Source organism: Thalassotalea sp. SU-HH00458, from assembly GCF_040362795.1.
GTDB lineage: Bacteria > Pseudomonadota > Gammaproteobacteria > Enterobacterales > Alteromonadaceae > Thalassotalea_H > Thalassotalea_H castellviae.
Map to the genome: position 1 here is coordinate 382,858 of NZ_BAABWW010000001.1, position 17,735 is coordinate 400,592.

The following is a 17,735-nucleotide window of genomic DNA, read 5'->3' on the forward strand; positions in this document are numbered from 1 at the left end:
TAATGAAAAAGGAATAAATCAATGATTTATCAACGGTTTTTAAAGCAAGCTTTGGCGCTATATTTATCTGTATTCTCATTATCAGCCGTTGCTACTGAGTTTGAGGTTTCAGCTTTTTTAGGTCAAATGTATAGCTCTGATCTAACCGGAATTTCCACTGAAGATGCCTTATCAGTTGATGCCGGTGGTAATGTTGGTGTGGCTGTCGCTTGGCAAGACTCCCCGAATGGTCAAGGACAGATAATGCTAAATGTAGTCAGTCATGATTTTAAAAGTGAAGCGACTGAGCAGAATTACTCTTTAGATATTATGTATGCTCACTTTAATGGGGTAGCACAATTTCGTCAGCAAAGTTATGTCACTACCGTTTCTTTAGGCTTAGGTGGCGCATACTTTGATAGCAATATTAGTGAAGAGTTATATCCTTCAGCAACTTTAGCTTTTGGTACAAGATATGAGTTTTCTGAAACCGTTGCGATGATCACCGAATTAAGAGGTTACGCCACTTTAGTGGACGCCGATGATAATATGTTTTGTGAAAACGACATTTGCCATGCCCAATTTGAAAACTCTTTATGGATGGAATCAAATATTTCTATCGGCTTAGCGATAAAATTTTAAAGTGATTACTTTTTATTTACTAACTAATGAAACAGAGAAAACAATGAAAAAAATATTAATTTCAATTTTTAGCTTAATACTCATTTCCGCCTGTGCACCTGAAGTTGGTAGTAAAGACTGGTGTGCGCAATTGCAAGAAAAGCCAAAGGGAGATTGGAAGGCAACTGAAGCAAAAGATTACGCAAAGCACTGTTTATTCAAAAGCGACGATGAATAATCCTTCTTACCTATAATCATAATCATAATCATCAAGTTGTAGAGTAGTTCAATACTCTACAACTTACCTTTTAATTGTATTATCTCATCAAGATCATTAAGTAATGTCGTCTTTGGACGTTCAATTATTCTGCCCAATTCTTTCTTATTTTGAAAAACGATAAAAGTTGGCGTGAACTTAATATCATCTTTTATCGCCACACCTGTCGGTTCTGTTTTCTGATAATCAAGTGCGATTAAATTGTAGGTTACTGTTTGATTATGGCTTAGTATCTTCAATAATTTAGGTACTTCTCGCTGACTATCATGACACCAAGTGCCAAAATACACTTCAATATGTACCGAACGAGGCCATTGCTTAACTAAAGCTATTTGTCGGTCAGAAAGGCTAAATTGTCGATGTGGTGTGTGAAAGCTTTGATAATTAGATAACAACGCTTGAGCGTCAATCTTCCCAACAGTTAACGCGTCATGTTCAGTTGTGTGGACACAGCCTAATAAAAAGGAGAACGAAGCCGCCAAAATCAGTTTTGTTATCACTTTGTTCATAGAATCTCAATAGTAAAAGTATTATCGGGTTTATTTTTTTAATTCGTTAGCTTTTAATAACATAGCTTTACTTTCTTGTAAAAAGATATCCGCATAATCACCAAACCAGTTTGACACTTCATTAAACATAGCAACGAAAGACGTTTTATCTCCTTGTTCTATACCAGCTAATAATTCAAGAAACCGATGAGCAAAACGCTTCATCATGGCAATGTTTTCTCGGTTTGAAAAAATGATGTCTGTGTAAAGAATAGGATCTTGAGCAAATAACCGACCAACCATGACTAATTCTAAGCGATAGATAGGAGAACTCATCTCAACTAATTGTGAAATATCGGCTCCTTCAGTCATCAAATGATAGCCGTAAGCAATGGTTGAAAAATGCCTCATCACTTGCACCATCGCCATTGCCTGATCGTGTGCTTTGGCATCAACCTGATAAATTTTTGCTCCCCAAACTTGAAACTGATCAAGTAACCATTGATAACGTTCAGGCGCTCTTCCTTGACACGCAATGATCGTTTGTTTTATCAAGCCAGAGACATCAGGACCAAACATCGGATGTAATCCAATGACAGGGCCTGAATGTATTTTCAACATTTCGGCCAACGGTTGCTCTTTAACGCTCGTTACATCCGCTAAAATACAATCACTTGGTAAGTGATTGAGTTGTTGAATGATCTCGGTTGTTAAACGAATGGGTACAGCAACAATAACGACACTGCTATCAGTCAATATCTGTTCACTATTAACCCAATCTTCTTGTTCTAAGGTAACAACGCGATAATTAGAACGATAAAACAAATCAACAAATACTTTTCCTAGTTGACCTTTTCCTCCCACCACAACAACTTTTTTGCACTCAGGATTAACGCATCGATAACCACTCGCATCTTGGCTAATATAAGAGTCTCGCATTACACGACGTAACACATCTTCAATCAACTCAGGAGAAATACCTGCTTTAGTAGCTTGCTCTCGGCGCAACTTGATTAACTGATCTTCTCGTTCAGGCGCATAAATTGGCATACCTACTTGGCTTTTTAACTCACCAACTTTGCTGGTAACTGCTCGACGTTGCGCCAATAACTCGACAAGTTGACTATCAATAATGTCGATGTCGTCTCTTAGCGCTTTTAATTGAAGTTCGATGTTCATTGTTTCCATCTATCTTTGCTGATGCTGCACTATTTAATCTATAAATAATTAAGCAATTCTATTTTTTAACACGTCACGTAATATCACTTCACCATCGACAAAAAGCTGCTCTGTTGTTGCAAAGTCAATACAAGCATCAGTGACTGAAACACCATATTTTAACTGCTCTTGTGGTAAATCAGCACTTTGATTACCTGCATTTATATGACTCTCTAACATTATACCAATAATAGATTTATTGCCTTGAGTAATTTGCTTAAAAACATCGTGTGCAACCAAAGGCTGACGTTGATAATCTTTATTAGAATTACCATGAGAGCAGTCAATCACTATACCTAACTCTAAATTATGTTTAGCCAGATCTTGTTCACAAATTGCGACATTTTCTGCATCATAATTAGGTTTTTTACCGCCACGTAATATCACATGACCATCAGGATTACCTGATGTTTTGATCAAAGCAACTTGTCCTTGACGATTGATTCCCATGAAACGGTGTGATGACGCCGCAGACTGCAATGCATTAATCGCAACATCTAAACTACCATTGGTGCCATTTTTAAAGCCTATAGGCATGGATAATCCAGATGCCATTTCGCGATGAGTTTGCGACTCTGTAGTTCTTGCTCCTATCGCAGACCAACTAAATAATTCAGCTAAGTATTGCGGACTAATCGGGTCAAGCGCTTCTGTTGCCAGCGGTAAACCAAGTTCAGTAAGATAAATGAGTAATTCTCTCGCCTTACGTAATCCACCTTCAACATCAAAAGAGCCATCCATATGCGGGTCATTTATCATACCTTTCCAACCGACAGTTGTACGAGGTTTTTCAAAATAAACACGCATCACCACATAAAAATTATCTTGATACTGCTCTTGTAGCGTTTTCAGTTTTCTCGCATATTCTTTCGCTGATTCAACATCATGGACAGAACATGGTCCACTGATCACTAACAATCGATGATCTTTTTTATGGATAATATTAGAAATATCTTGCCGAGCTTGTTTAACAAACTCACGCGCTGCTTCAGACATCGGTAATTCGGCACGTAAAGCGTGAGGAGTAATTAATACTTCTTCAGCATTAATATGAATATCGTTTAATGTACTCTTTTGAGTATTAGGTGTTGTGGTGTTAGACATAATTTTTCCAGTTGTTACAGCGATGATTTTATAAATATAGAGTAAAAAGTGCTAAAGCTTACGCTTAGCAAAAGAAAGGGAGGTAATAATATTGTGATTTATGATTAAACATTTTCTAAACTTTAACTTTGTAAACTTAACTTTACTCGATTTGTAATGAATATCTTACACACGAATTTTAGTGAAGGCAAAGTTTTTTTCACATTCAGATATAAATATTGTTGTCTGAAAATAATTCCATTGAAAAACAAGTAATTTCATTTATACCATAATGGCTGATTGGGCATTAATTTCACGAGTAGCTGAAATACATCAGTGAACATTGATGTTTAGATATAAAAAAAGCGCTAAAAATAGCGCTTTTAACATGAATAAAAATCAACCAATTAACTATGTACAATTCGATTTGCAATAAGGTTATCGACCACAGCAGGATCTGCCAACGTTGAGGTATCACCTAAAGTATCAATTTCATTTTCGGCAATTTTACGCAAGATTCGGCGCATAATCTTACCTGAACGAGTTTTAGGTAACCCTGGCGCGTATTGAATGTAATCTGGTTTTGCAAAACGGCCTAATTCTTTAGCAACAAACTCTGTAAGTTCTGCTAACAATTCATCCGACTCAGCCGCATTCCCCATTAACGTAACGTACGCATAAACTCCTTGGCCTTTAATTTCATGCGGATAACCTACAACTGCCGCTTCTGCAACAGCGGGATGAAGTACTAATGCACTTTCAATTTCAGCCGTTCCTAAGCGATGACCAGAAACATTAAGTACATCGTCAACACGACCAGTGATCCAATAGAAACCATCTTCGTCACGTTTCGCACCGTCACCAGTAAAATAATTACCTGGATATTGACTTAAATAGGTTTGATAAAAACGATCATGATCGCCATAAACACTTCTCAACTGCCCTGGCCAACTGCCCGTCATAACTAACAATCCTTGGTTCTCTCCTACTAGGGTGTTACCGTCTTTATCAAACAAAGCGGGTTTTACACCAAAGAAAGGTTTACCTGCTGCACCTGGTTTCATATCCACAGCACCTGGTAAGGAAGTAATTAAAATGCCACCAGTTTCTGTTTGCCACCACGTATCAACAATTGGGCAATTAGACTTACCAACAACTTCATAGTACCAGTGCCAAGCTTCAGGATTGATTGGCTCACCAACGGTACCTAGAATACGTAAAGATGATAAGTCAGATTGATTAACTAACTCATCACCAACACTCATCAAAGCACGAATGGCAGTTGGCGCGGTATAAAACACATTGACCTTGTGCTTTTCACACACTTGCCAAAAACGCCCTGCATCTGGATAAGTTGGTACGCCTTCAAAGACTAAAGTCGTAGCACCATTGGCTAATGGACCATAAAAGATATAAGAATGACCTGTGATCCAACCAGCATCTGCAGTACACCAATATATTTCTCCGTCCTTATAGTCAAAAACATATTTGTGAGTCATCGCCGCATAAAGTGAATAACCACCACAAGTATGAAGAACACCTTTTGGCGTACCTGTTGAACCTGATGTGTATAGGATAAACAATGGATCTTCAGCGTCCATCACTTCAGGCTCACACACTGGTGATTGGTTGGCTACCGCCGTTTGGTATTTAACATCTATTTGGTCATTCCATGCGACATCACCACCAGTGCGTTCTACAACGATAACGGTATTAACATTCGGACATTCAGCAACCGCTTCATCTACGTTTGTTTTTAATGGAATGACACGACCGCCTCTAAGACTTTCATCTGAGGTAATGACAACTTTACAATCGGCATCAATAATTCTTGAACGAATGGCTTCTGTAGAGAAACCACCAAATACCACAGAATGAACGGCACCTATTCGAGCACAAGCTAACATGGCGTAACCTACTTCTGGGATCATAGGCATATAAATGCAAACACGATCCCCTTTTTTAACACCGCGTTCTTTTAATAAATTTGCAAAACGACAAACATGATCATGTAATTCTTGATAGGTTATTTTTTGATCTTCACTCGGGTCATCTCCTTCCCAAATAATGGCGGTATCGTTTGCTTTTGTAACTAGATGACGATCAATACAGTTATAACTAACATTAAGCTTACCACCTGAAAACCAATTAATATCAGCGGTTTTTAAATCCACTTTTGTAACGCTGTCCCAAGGTTGATACCAATCAAGAAACTTTTCAGCCTGTTCAGCCCAAAACACATCCGGTTGTTCAATTGATTGTTTGTACATTGCATCATAGGTAGCAGTATCAATGTGAGTATGAGCTTTGGCTTGCTCTAAAATCGGATAAAGGCTTTTTAATTCTTGCATGTTATGTCCTTCAATTCTTATTTATAAGATCTGTACGTTGCTTTTTATTTGCTAAACCTAATGAATAGTAAAGGGAGAGCAAATAAAGCTTAAAATTATTTTTTAGATGGCTATTATCATATAGCAACTAAATTCGTTCGCCTACTCAACTAAAGTCGAATAAAAGCACAATATATATTAAATTTTTCAAACATTAGCACTTTAACAACACGATGACAACGCTGTCATATAAATCATGAATACCACAATCCTTAAAATACCCTTATTACATTGATAAAAATACATAATAAAATAACTTCATTCATTTATAGGCAATTAAATTGGGGGAAGTTTGAAAAATGCCTGCTAATTCTTTTACATATTTAAACATTTTGTCCTACATTTGATAATAGATGTCCAAACAATGAGATTAAAAAGTAATTTATGAATATTCTCAATCAATTATCTATATCAAAAAAAATATACTTGATCCCTATAATTGGAACAATCAGCTTTATTTTTTATTTATCACTTTCGACAATTACAGCCAAAAACAATGTTCAACTGCTTTCTGAAGCTAGAGATGTACAATTTCCTGTTGTGCAATATTCAAAAGAAGTATCAGTATCTATTGTGCGTATATCTGAGATGCTTAATAGTGCGGTCACCACAGGAGAAGAAGAAACAATTGAAGTAGCGGACGAATTATCTAAGCAAATTTCCGCACGGATAAATGATATAGGTAAAAGTCATGCTAAATTTTCATCAGATAAACGGCAAATGCAACAGCAGTTTGATGATTATTTTGCACAAGCTAAAGCCCTCTCATTGGGCATGATTAATGAAACGATAGACTTTTCAAAGCTTCCAGAAATGGGGAAGTCGATGAATCAAGCTTATGAGAAAGTCACAAGCACTGTCGAAAATTTCAATATAAAGAATGTTTCTGCATTTGAAAATAGTATAAAAGAAGCGAATGATTCTGCCGAAAGCTTGGTGACCACAGGTTTTATTATGGGCTTTATTACCATAGCACTATTATTTGGTACCGCAGTCCCTATTATTTTAGGTATCAAGTCATCACTTTCTAATGTTATTGCCTCTTTAAGTGATTTAGCCGATGGCGAAGGTGATTTGACGGCAAGACTTGAGACCAAAACGAATGATGAAGTTGGTGAGCTTGTTCAATGTTTCAATCGATTTATAGAAAAGCTTCAACTTACCATCAAGCAAGTTGTTGAAATAGCGCTACCATTATCAGATATGGCATCTACGGTCAGCTCTACTGCTGAAGAAACTAATAAAATAACCATGGAACAACAAAAAGGCACTCAAAACACCAAGGATGCTGTTGAAAGCTTAAACATTAGTGTTCGTAGTGTGGCAGACAATGCAGCTCAAGCCGCAGTGGCAGCAACTCAAACCTCGAAAGTATCTACCGAAGGAGCAGAAGTTGTCTCAATTACCGTTAATACTATCCATCAACTCGCACAAACTGTTGAAAGATCATCTGACGTTATTGACCAACTTGACAGTGATGCGAATCAAGTAGGCGCAGTGTTAGATGTTATCCGTTCAATTGCAGATCAAACAAACCTTTTAGCATTAAATGCGGCAATAGAGGCCGCTCGAGCGGGAGAGCAAGGTAGAGGCTTTGCCGTAGTTGCTGATGAGGTGAGAACTCTTGCTTCGCGTACTCAAGAGTCAACCATTGAGATTCAAACCACCATAGAGAAACTTCAAGCTGCAGCTAAAGAAGCCGTTAACGCTATGAGTAGTGGTAAACAGTTAGCCGATGATAGCGTTGAACAAGTCAGTGAAGCAGGCAAGTCTTTAGATGAAATTACCACCTCTGTCGCACAAATTAACGCCATGACCGAAGATATTGCCAATTCAACAGAAGCACAATCGGAGTCCGCGGCACAAATCGTTTCTCATGTTGATGAAATTAGCCACAGCACCCAACAAACGCATACGGCCTCTGAAGAGTTAGCCGGCGTAAGTGGGAAATTAGCTTGCTTAGCAAGTGATTTAGGCATTATCGCTAAAGGTTTTAAGGTTTAGATCATTTTAATAAATAATAAAACTGAAGCACTATCTGAAAATGACACATTATTAATAATACTAACACTCAGGGAGCTTAGTATATGAAAAAACTGCAATTATGCACCGTAGGGTTGTCACTTCTCTATATGCCGCAAAGCTTTGCGGATATTACCTTTAATGGCTTTGCTTCAATACGGGCCAGTCAAATTAACTCAGATGGAGGAAGTGTCCCTTTTGGTAACTTTCAAGATGGTGAAATTTCATTTAAAGATGAATCTTTATTTGCCTTACAGGCTTCTGCTGATTTAAGTGAAGGTTTAACAGCGACTATTCAATTTTACGCTGATGGGCTGAATGATTTTGATGTTGAAGCAAGATGGGCTTATATCAATTATCAATTGGCAGATAATCATTCTATTAGTGTGGGTAAATTAGCAAACCCAACATTTCACCAATCAGAATATCAAAAAGTAGGTTATGCCCATAACTTTTCTCGTTTACCGAAGGCTGTTTATGAAGAATTTCCGTTTTCTACGGTTGAAGGCATTGCCTTAAATAGCCAGTTTGAGTTAGCCGACGGGGATTACACATTAGATACTAAGTTACTCTATGGTAGTTGGAATGGAGATATCAGTTTAGGCGGTATTGGCACCACAGAATTAGGGATCAAAGATATTTTATCAGTAAATGTTACATTGTCAGGCGACTGGTGGAAAGTATTTACTGGGGCATTTACAACAGAAATGAAAGCAGAGTCAGTAGACGCCAATTTTTATATACCTGCTATTCAGCCTGGCATTCAAGCAGCATTAAGTTTAGGCGCAACTCAAAGTGATGTCACTAAATTTACTGATGCTGTTATCTGGAATAAAAAGGATGGTCTTTATTGGTTTACCGGCTTTGGCCTTGATTATGATGACTGGCTACTCGACTTTGAATACACAAATTACGGTGTGAAAGATTCAGTAGATGCAGCAAACAAAAACTGGTATTTGGCATTAGGTCGTCGATTCGATAGTTATGTAATAACGATACACGCCGAAGAATCAGAACAACCAGCAGATTATGGTTTTCTAAATGGAGTTAATCACCCTGTTTTGCAAGCGACAGGTAAAGGGCTACAACAAGCTATATCAGAAAGTGAGTTTGACGGTTATGGTCTTTCATTAAGGTATGACTTTCATCCAAGCGCAGCATTAAAAGTTGATTACTTTACTGGCGAGCACCAGTTAACCAATATTGGTGATTATCAAATAATGTCAATTGGCGTTGACTTAGTCTTTTAGGAGAAAGTGATGAAATATGTTAATTCAATATTAATTTTAGCATTAAGCTTAATCGCTTTGAATGTACAGGCAGTAACAGTAATCGTGCATCCCAGTAACTCTAATACTTTAAATAAAAAAGCATTTAAAAAAATATTTTTAGGAAAAAGTAAAAAGTTTCCTGACGGTAACGAAGTTATTCCTATCGACTTAACAAATGGAGATGCGAGAAATCAATTTTTAGACAGCGTTATTGGTAAATCTGAAAGTCAATTAAAAGCTTATTGGTCAAAATTGATTTTCACAGGCAAGGGTCAAGCGCCGAAATCAGTTGATAATGAAGCAGAAGTTATCAAGTTAATAAGCCAAAACCCTAGCTTTATCGGCTACGTAAGTGATGGTGCGGTTAACGACTCGGTAAAGGTTGCAGCTAAGTTTTAAAGATTTGTTAATACTTAATTAATTTTATAATCAAAAATGCCTGAATAACGAATTATTCAGGCACTTTTATTAAGCTACTTTTGATAAAAAGAGATTATCTTTTTGCCAATTTCTCTTTGATACGTGCAGATCGACCTGAACGTTCACGAAGATAGTAAAGTTTAGCTTGACGAACATCACCGCGGCGTTTGACTTCAATTGAGTCAACGATTGGGCTATGTGTCTGGAATACACGTTCTACACCAACACCGCTCGAAATTTTACGAACCGTGAATGCAGAATTGATGCCGCGGTTTTTAACAGCGATGATTACACCTTCATATGCTTGAAGACGTGTTTTATCACCTTCTGTAACTTTTACTTGTACAACTACCGTATCGCCTGGTGCGAATTCTGGTAAGTCTGTTTTCATTTGCTCTTGTTCGAGCATATCAATAATTTTACTCATAATACCTTCTTCCTAGAGTTCACAGTCATCAACAATATTACTTATTACTATTTTTAATAGTTTCAAGCATGTTAACTTGTTCTGCTGTCAGAGCTAGGTCAGTTAAAAGTTCTGGCCTTCTAGTCCATGTTCTTTCTAATGACTTATATTGTCGCCATTGCTTTATATGTTCGTGATTACCACTAAGTAGCACTTTTGGTACTGACTTCCCCTCTTCGGTTCCATCATCAAAAACTTCGGGCCTTGTGTAATGGGGACAATCTAACAAACCATCTGAGAAAGAATCTTGCTCAGCAGATTGATTATGTCCTAATACACCCGGTACAAAGCGTGCTACGGCATCAATTACATTCATCGCAGGAAGTTCCCCTCCGCTTAAAACATAATCTCCGACAGACCACTCTTCGTCGATATCCGACTCAATTAGTCTTTCGTCTATGCCCTCATAACGTCCTGCTATAAATATCAGTCGGTCATGCTGTGCTAATTCGCGTACACCAGCTTGGTCCAATTTACGTCCCTGAGGTGATAAATAAATGACCTTAGCTTTCCCTTCTGCTGCGTCTCGTGCAGCATGAATGGCATCTCGTAACGGTTGAACCATCATCAACATGCCCGGACCTCCGCCATAAGGACGGTCATCAACGGTACGATGTCGATCATGAGTAAAGTCTCTTGGATTCCATTTATGAAATTCAATTAACCCGTTTCGGATCGCTCGGCCTGTCACCCCATACTCAGTTATTGCGTCAAACATTTCGGGAAAAAGGCTTATTACCCCAATCCACATTTTCTTATCACTAAGATTATTTTTAACGCCGTCACTCAAGTTAGAAACCTGGGTCCCAGTCAACACAAATTTGTTTATTTTCAATGCTTACCGATTTAATTACTTGGTCCATAAGATACGGAATTAATCGTTCTTTCTTTCCAAAGCCATCATTTCGGTTTGCTTTTACAACCAATACATCGTTGGCACCAGTTTCTAACATATCGGAAACCTCGCCAAGATCGTAACCATTGGCCGTCACAACTGCCATTCCCATTAAATCTCGCCAATAAAAGTCACCCTCAGGTAACTCTGGCAAAGCGTCTTCAGTGGTTAAAATTTCTGAGCCGACAAAAGCTTGCGCTTCATCACGATCATCAATTCCACCAACTTTAACAATGAGTCCGTTGTTATGTCTGCGCCAATCGGTAATTTCTACTGATTGTGTTTTATTTCCTAATTTTAACGACCAAGGAAAATAGTCAAGTATGGCTTCGGGTTCATCAGTGAATGAATGTATTTTCAACCAACCTTTGATGCCATAGACTGCGCCTATTTTGCCAAGGATAATTTCTTTTACTTCTGCCACGATTGCTCCTAAACCTACCTTTTATAACTAAGCTATTAAGCTGCTACTTGAGCGTCTTTTACTAACTTGGCCACACGATCAGATACCGTTGCACCCTGACCAACCCAATGGTTGATACGGTCTAGGTCTAAACGTAATTTTTCCGCTTGACCTTGTGCTGTCGGGTTGAAGAAACCAATTCTTTCGATGAAACGACCATCGCGAGAATTACGGCTATCTGCAACAACAACCTGATAGAATGGACGCTTCTTAGCGCCGCCTCGAGCTAAACGAATGGTAACCATATCGTCCTCTATATATTTAAGTGTTAAAACGAATTTTCCAGACATTTCCTGACACCTGGGTGACAGAAAAGCTCGCGTATTCTACGCTTTTTTAATAAAAACGCAAGTATTAACGCAAACTATCAAGCTAATTGAAAATTTCTTTTTGCTGCTACTGTAAAACTCAGTTGAACGAAGCGAAACAGTTAGCTGTTCAAAAAAGAACAAGGTAAAAAAACAATAAAAAAGGCAACGTATGTTGCCTCTATAAAACGTAACTTTTACAAAATTCGCTTAACGGCCAAACATACCGCCGCCACCGCCCATGCCTCCTGGAGGCATCATGCCTTGCATGGAACGCATCATTTTCTTCATGCCACCTTTACCTGACATTTTTTTCATCATTTTTTGCATTTGAGTAAATTGTTTTAATAATTTATTCACGTCCTGAATTTGAGTACCGGAGCCAGCGGCAATTCTTCGCTTGCGTGAACCTTTGATAATATCAGGGCGCTCACGTTCACCAGGTGTCATAGAGTTAATAATCGCTTCCATACGAATGGTCACTTTATCATCCATTTGGTCTTTCACTTTATCTGCCATTCCTCCCATGCCAGGCAACTTATCCATCATGCCCATCATACCGCCCATATTTTTCATTTGTACAAGCTGGTCACGGAAGTCTTCTAAGCTAAAACCTTTTCCTGATTTAACTTTCTTGGCTAATTTTTCGGCTTGTTTACGGTCAACTTTTTGCTCAACTTCTTCGATAAGCGATAAAACATCGCCCATTCCTAATATTCGAGAAGCAATACGGTCAGGATGAAATGGTTCTAATGCTTCAATTTTTTCACCAACACCCATAAATTTAATGGGCTTGCCAGTGATATGGCGAATAGAAAGAGCAGCACCACCACGGGCATCACCATCTGTTTTGGTTAAAATAACACCTGTTAGTGGTAAAGCGTCATTAAATGCTTTTGCTGTATTTGCCGCATCTTGACCTGTCATGGCATCTACAGTAAATAAGGTTTCAACTGGATTTATAGCTTGATGAAGATCTTTGATTTCATCCATCATGCTTTCATCAACATGTAAACGACCGGCTGTATCGACAATTAGTACATCAAAGAAATGTTTTTTGGCATGATCAATGGCAGCTTTGGCAATATCTATTGGCTTTTGTTTGATATCACTTGGGAAAAAACCTACTTCAATTTCATTTGCTAATGTCTCGAGTTGTTTAATAGCCGCGGGACGATAAACGTCAGCACTAACTACTAACACTTTTTTCTTTTCGCGCTCTTTTAAATATTTAGACAGCTTTGCCACTGAGGTGGTTTTACCCGCACCTTGTAAGCCGGCCATTAAGACTACAGCAGGAGGTGTTGCTTTTAAGTCAAGTGCTTCGTTGACTTCACCCATCGCAGCTTCAAGTTCTTTTTGAACAATTTTTACGAAAACTTGACCTGGTGTTAAGCTTTTAGATACATCAGTGCCAACAGCACTTTCTTTTACTTTAGCAATGAATTCGCGAATAACAGGTAAAGCAACATCGGCTTCGAGTAATGCCATACGCACTTCACGCAGGGTATCTTTAATATTATCTTCAGTAAGTCGGCCACGACCACTGATATTTTTTAGCGTTTTGGTTAAACGATCAGAAAGATTTTCAAACATGTAATACTCGAATGTTAGCTAAGTAATAAACAACGCATTTATTGCGCGGTGAATAATTGTAATAAGTATAAAATATTCTTAAAGATATGGCTTGTCATTTTTAATTTTCAAGGGTGAAAGCACGTAGAAATATGGTTTACTCTATCCTTCCCTTTTTAAATTCTATGATAAGCTATCGACAAGATAGATATAGAGTAACATGGCTTTGGCAAATCTAACGCAAACAATGAATGAACTATTAAGTAACTTTCTATTTTTAAGTGCTGAGGCGAGTCCATGGCTTTTATTAGGCTTAATTATTGCGGGTATGATGAAAGCTTGGACGCCCACCAATATATTAAGTCATCATTTAGGTGAAGGTAAATTAGCCATAGTCAAAGCAGCATTGATCGGTGCCCCCTTGCCGCTTTGTTCATGTGGGGTGATCCCCGTTGCCACCGAATTAAAAAGAAGTGGCGCTTCGTCTCCAGCAACCGCCTCTTTTTTAGTCGCAACACCTGAAACAGGTGTCGATTCAATCACCGTTTCTTATGCGTTATTAGGACCTATTTTTGCAATTTACCGACCAATTTCAGCAATTATATCCGCTATTTTTACCGGATTATTAGTAACAACAGCTAAAATAGCACCAACATCCAGCGACACATCAACGTCATGTTGTGCAAGTAAAACAAAACAAGAAAAACCAAGCTGTTGTGGTACTTCATCAGAAACCAAACAAGTTTCTTTTATCAGTAAAACATTCAACGGTTTACGTTATGCAGTTACACAATTAATTGATGATTTAATCATTTGGTTACTCATTGGGCTTATATTTGCTACGTTAGTAAAAACCTTTGTGCCAACGTCTTTTCTCTTGAGCTATGGCAGTGGTTTACCTGCCATGTTATTGATGATTGCGATTTCTATCCCTATGTATATTTGTGCCACGGCTTCAACACCAATTGCGGCAGGTTTTATATTAGCGGGTATTTCACCAGGCACTGCGTTAGTTTTTATGATGGCGGGTCCAGCCACTAATATTTCCACATTAGGGATCATCAAAAAAGAAATGGGCATGAGTGTATTAATACGTTATTTAATAGGTATTGCTAGTTCAGCAATTGCTTTTGGCTTATTGCTTGATTGGGGTATCGATTATTTTGCAATAAATATTAGTCAACAGATGCAGCACAATCATGAAATGCTACCCTATTGGTTTGGTTTATCCTGTGCTGGAATTATTGCATTTTTTGCCATTAAACCCTTGAGACATAGCACTAGCCAATTTTTCTTAAAGACTAGCTAAGCTAGGAGTTTCTGATAAGATCGAGTAAATTTACGTGATATCAAATATTCCTTGGTAAAAGTTTGATATTATTGCCTGTAAAACAAACATATAAATGGAGTGATTGGTGGAGTTTTCTCATTTTGGTGCTTTAACGGCGTTTATTTGCTACATATCAGCAACCTTAGCCGTCGTCTTTCGTTTATTTCACCCTAAAGGTCCCCATCTTGTTACTATTTTAACTTTAGGTTGTCTGGCAATAATTGCTCATACTTTAAATACCGTTGAGTACCTTTTTAACCAAGATAATATCAACTTTTCTTTACCTAATGTTGTTTCATTAGTTAGTTTAATTATTACCTTAACCGTGACTTCATTAGCCTTACGTTTCAAAGTTAATTTATTAATTCCTGTTACTTATGCATTTGCTGGTTTGTGGCAATTAATTATGTTATTTACGCCACAAGGCCATGCTGCCCCAGTTATTAGTGCCGACTTCACCGTACTTAGCCATATTACACTTGCTTTAATAGCGTATTGTGTTTTAGTCATTGCCATGCTCTTTGCTTTTCAAGTTGCGTATATAAATATGAAACTCAAAAGTAAAAACTTAGCGGCAGTGAGTCATCTCCCGCCATTAATGCAAGTAGAAACTCAACTCTTCATTATTTTATTTATCGGCACAACTTGCCTGTTATTAAGTCAATTAACGGGCTTTATTTTTTTAGAAAACTTTCTAACAAAAGAAACCGCCCATAAAACGGTATTGTCGCTTTTAGCGTTATTATTTTATCTGGTGATTTTATGGGGACATTACAAGCAAGGTTGGCGCGGACACCGTGTTCTTACCTTAACCGTTATTGCTACTAGCTTATTAACATTAGCTTATTTTGGCAGTCGATTTGTTAAAGAGTTTCTCTTATAACACTTTTTAAGGTATAACTACCCTTAACTTAATGTTGTGTTGAATTAAGTTATTTTTTTAGTCATATAGGATCCCTTTTTTGGATAACATATCAACGAATATGCTGTTTACCATCCTTGGTATACTCGTATTAATCTCTGCCTATTTTTCTGGTTCAGAAACAGGCATGATGTCACTTAATCGTTATCGATTACGTCATTTAGAAAAACAAAAACATAAAGGTGCTAGGCGAGTCAGTAAATTGCTTGGCAGACCTGATCGCCTTATTGGTTTGATCCTTATCGGCAATAATCTAGTGAATATTGCTGCATCTGCTATTGCGACAATAATTGGTTTACGATTATTTGGTGATATGGGCGTACTAATCGCCACTATCGCACTCACCTTAATCATTTTAATTTTTGCCGAAGTAACCCCAAAAACATTAGCGGCTTTATATCCAGAAAAAGTGGCTTTTCCTAGCTCGATTATTCTGTCGTTATTGTTGAAAGTGTTATTTCCGTTCGTGGTTGCCGTTAACTGGATCACAAACGGCATGTTAGCCCTGATAGGGATTAGTCATAAACAACGTGAACATCATAGTTTAAGTTCGGAAGAGCTTCGCACGGTAGTAAACGAATCAGGCGCGCTGCTAGCTGATCGCGACCAAGACATGCTCGTTAGTATTTTAGATCTCGAAAAAGTAACCGTTGAGGATATTATGATCCCTCGCAGTGAACTTGTTGGGATTGATATCAACGAAGACTGGAAGAAAATTCAAAAACAACTCACGCAATCTACGCATACCCGTGTTTTACTTTATCGAGACACAATAGACGACGTAGTGGGCTACATTCACATGCGTGACGCGTTAAAATTATTGTCGAAAAATCAGTTTAATAAAACCACCATTATTCGTGCGGTACGTGAACTGTATTTTATTCCTGAAAGCACAACATTAAACGTGCAATTATTAAAATTTCAGGACGCGAAAGAACGTTTAGGCCTAGTCGTAGATGAATATGGTGACATTCAAGGCTTAGTGACCTTAGAAGACATCTTAGAAGAAATAGTTGGCGACTTTACAACGACCATGACACCGGCCGCGAGCGATGAAGTAAATGTACAGCCTGATGGGAGCTTTTTAGTCGATGGCAGTGCTACCGTTCGAGATATTAATAAAGAAATGGGCTGGGCATTTCCAACCGATGGGCCAAAAACACTCAATGGATTAATTTTGGAATATTTAGAAGATATCCCTGAAGCGAACCTAAGTGTGCGAATCGCAGGTTATCCGGTAGAGATAATTGACGTGAATGATAATATGATCAAAACGGTAAGGATATTGCCTGATTATTATCAATCTCAACATAGAGATCATGACTAAGCAATATCGCCTAGCTTAGATTTTTATCGACAACCGTTCTTAAAATATAGAAAACGACTTAATCGACTTAAAGTCGTTTTTTTATGGCCAGGTTTTTATTTCTGAAAAACCTTAAAATAAATCTCCTTAATCTTTTTGTACGCCCCACCAGTTTGTTAATTGATTGTTTCATTAAACACGCTCCGTGTTTTAAAACTTTACTTGCGAATAATGGCATTTAATTGATGAAATTAGCGATGTGATAGTTTTAACTATTTTTCTTATCCGTGCGTTAATGTGGATAATACTGACATGGACTTAAATTACTCACAAAGTTATTCACAGGCAATTATACAAAAATCATGTTTCCACAATTTCTGTGGATAACAATTGCAAGACCAATAGAATAACGACTTCTGATTTTGCAAACAATTTTTGTTAAAAAAATGAAGTTTTTTTTACATTTTTTTAAACATCAAAGAGGGCGTGGCTTAGCAATAAATTCCTATAAAATTGGACATTTTGGCAAGAAAAATGCTATTGATTACAAACTACTTTTTTACGTCTAATTAGAAATCATTATGAAAGTATTCGTAGTGAAAAAATTCAAAAAAAGGTTACATGCTGATTCATGTATCTCAGCCTTAACTAACCTAGTTGAAACAAAAAAACAGCCCTAATTTGACTGTTTTTTTGTATAT

At 37.6% G+C, this 17,735-nt stretch carries 17 protein-coding genes; 8 read left to right on the plus strand and 9 right to left on the minus strand.

All coding sequences use genetic code 11. The features are described 5' to 3' along the window. The first annotated feature begins 21 nt into the window (after nt 1-21). Entirely contained in the window at nt 22-621 is a 600-nt protein-coding gene (locus ABXH06_RS01725; protein ID WP_311578278.1) for a hypothetical protein, read from the plus strand. Nucleotides 622-664: 43 nt separating this feature from the next. Then, entirely contained in the window at nt 665-838 is a 174-nt protein-coding gene (locus tag ABXH06_RS01730; RefSeq protein WP_353517071.1) for a DUF3012 domain-containing protein, read from the plus strand. A 56-nt stretch (nt 839-894) separates the two neighbouring features. Here the strand turns inward: ABXH06_RS01730 and ABXH06_RS01735 are convergent, their stop codons facing one another. The 4 genes from ABXH06_RS01735 to acs form a co-directional block, all read right to left on the minus strand. Further along, complete coding sequence (locus ABXH06_RS01735; RefSeq protein WP_353517072.1) at nt 895-1,386, minus strand: thioredoxin family protein; 492 nt, start codon at nt 1,384-1,386, stop codon at nt 895-897. Nucleotides 1,387-1,416: 30 nt separating this feature from the next. Further along, complete coding sequence (gene tyrA / locus ABXH06_RS01740) at nt 1,417-2,544, minus strand: bifunctional chorismate mutase/prephenate dehydrogenase (protein ID WP_503012472.1); 1,128 nt, start codon at nt 2,542-2,544, stop codon at nt 1,417-1,419. 48 nt (nt 2,545-2,592) lie between these two features. Continuing rightward, nucleotides 2,593-3,687: a 3-deoxy-7-phosphoheptulonate synthase gene (locus tag ABXH06_RS01745; protein WP_353517074.1), complete on the minus strand. Its 1,095-nt coding sequence runs from the start codon at nt 3,685-3,687 to the stop codon at nt 2,593-2,595. Between the two features lie 386 nt (nt 3,688-4,073). Further along, entirely contained in the window at nt 4,074-6,017 is a 1,944-nt protein-coding gene (gene acs / locus ABXH06_RS01750; RefSeq protein ID WP_353517075.1) for an acetate--CoA ligase, read from the minus strand. Between the two features lie 423 nt (nt 6,018-6,440). Here acs and ABXH06_RS01755 point away from each other — a divergent pair, with 423 nt between their 5' ends. From ABXH06_RS01755 to ABXH06_RS01765, 3 genes are all read left to right on the plus strand, one after another. Beyond that, nucleotides 6,441-8,060: a methyl-accepting chemotaxis protein gene (locus ABXH06_RS01755; RefSeq protein WP_311578297.1), complete on the plus strand. Its 1,620-nt coding sequence runs from the start codon at nt 6,441-6,443 to the stop codon at nt 8,058-8,060. An 83-nt stretch (nt 8,061-8,143) separates the two neighbouring features. Next, complete coding sequence (locus ABXH06_RS01760; protein WP_311578301.1) at nt 8,144-9,328, plus strand: hypothetical protein; 1,185 nt, start codon at nt 8,144-8,146, stop codon at nt 9,326-9,328. 9 nt (nt 9,329-9,337) lie between these two features. Beyond that, the gene (locus ABXH06_RS01765; protein ID WP_311578304.1) at nt 9,338-9,748 is read left to right on the plus strand and encodes a type 2 periplasmic-binding domain-containing protein; all 411 of its coding nucleotides are present in this window, start codon (nt 9,338-9,340) and stop codon (nt 9,746-9,748) included. A gap of 94 nt (nt 9,749-9,842) precedes the next feature. Here the strand turns inward: ABXH06_RS01765 and rplS are convergent, their stop codons facing one another. From rplS to ffh, 5 genes are all read right to left on the minus strand, one after another. Beyond that, nucleotides 9,843-10,196: a 50S ribosomal protein L19 gene (gene rplS / locus ABXH06_RS01770; protein ID WP_311578308.1), complete on the minus strand. Its 354-nt coding sequence runs from the start codon at nt 10,194-10,196 to the stop codon at nt 9,843-9,845. Between the two features lie 37 nt (nt 10,197-10,233). Further along, a complete protein-coding gene (gene trmD / locus ABXH06_RS01775; RefSeq protein WP_311578919.1) occupies nt 10,234-10,986 on the minus strand; it encodes a tRNA (guanosine(37)-N1)-methyltransferase TrmD in 753 nt (250 codons plus the stop codon). Nucleotides 10,987-11,026: 40 nt separating this feature from the next. Continuing rightward, entirely contained in the window at nt 11,027-11,557 is a 531-nt protein-coding gene (rimM, locus tag ABXH06_RS01780) for a ribosome maturation factor RimM (protein WP_311578923.1), read from the minus strand. A gap of 32 nt (nt 11,558-11,589) precedes the next feature. Next, on the minus strand, nt 11,590-11,838 hold the full coding sequence (gene rpsP / locus ABXH06_RS01785; protein WP_303449102.1) for a 30S ribosomal protein S16: 249 nt from the start codon (nt 11,836-11,838) through the stop codon (nt 11,590-11,592). 273 nt (nt 11,839-12,111) lie between these two features. Beyond that, complete coding sequence (gene ffh / locus ABXH06_RS01790) at nt 12,112-13,497, minus strand: signal recognition particle protein (RefSeq protein ID WP_311578312.1); 1,386 nt, start codon at nt 13,495-13,497, stop codon at nt 12,112-12,114. Nucleotides 13,498-13,696: 199 nt separating this feature from the next. Here ffh and ABXH06_RS01795 point away from each other — a divergent pair, with 199 nt between their 5' ends. The 3 genes from ABXH06_RS01795 (at nt 13,697) to ABXH06_RS01805 (ending at nt 17,055) form a co-directional block, all read left to right on the plus strand. Continuing rightward, a complete protein-coding gene (locus ABXH06_RS01795) occupies nt 13,697-14,785 on the plus strand; it encodes an SO_0444 family Cu/Zn efflux transporter (protein ID WP_311578316.1) in 1,089 nt (362 codons plus the stop codon). A gap of 106 nt (nt 14,786-14,891) precedes the next feature. Continuing rightward, complete coding sequence (locus ABXH06_RS01800; RefSeq protein ID WP_353517076.1) at nt 14,892-15,689, plus strand: cytochrome C assembly family protein; 798 nt, start codon at nt 14,892-14,894, stop codon at nt 15,687-15,689. A 79-nt stretch (nt 15,690-15,768) separates the two neighbouring features. Continuing rightward, entirely contained in the window at nt 15,769-17,055 is a 1,287-nt protein-coding gene (locus ABXH06_RS01805; RefSeq protein WP_311578323.1) for an HlyC/CorC family transporter, read from the plus strand. Nucleotides 17,056-17,735: the final 680 nt, after the last annotated feature.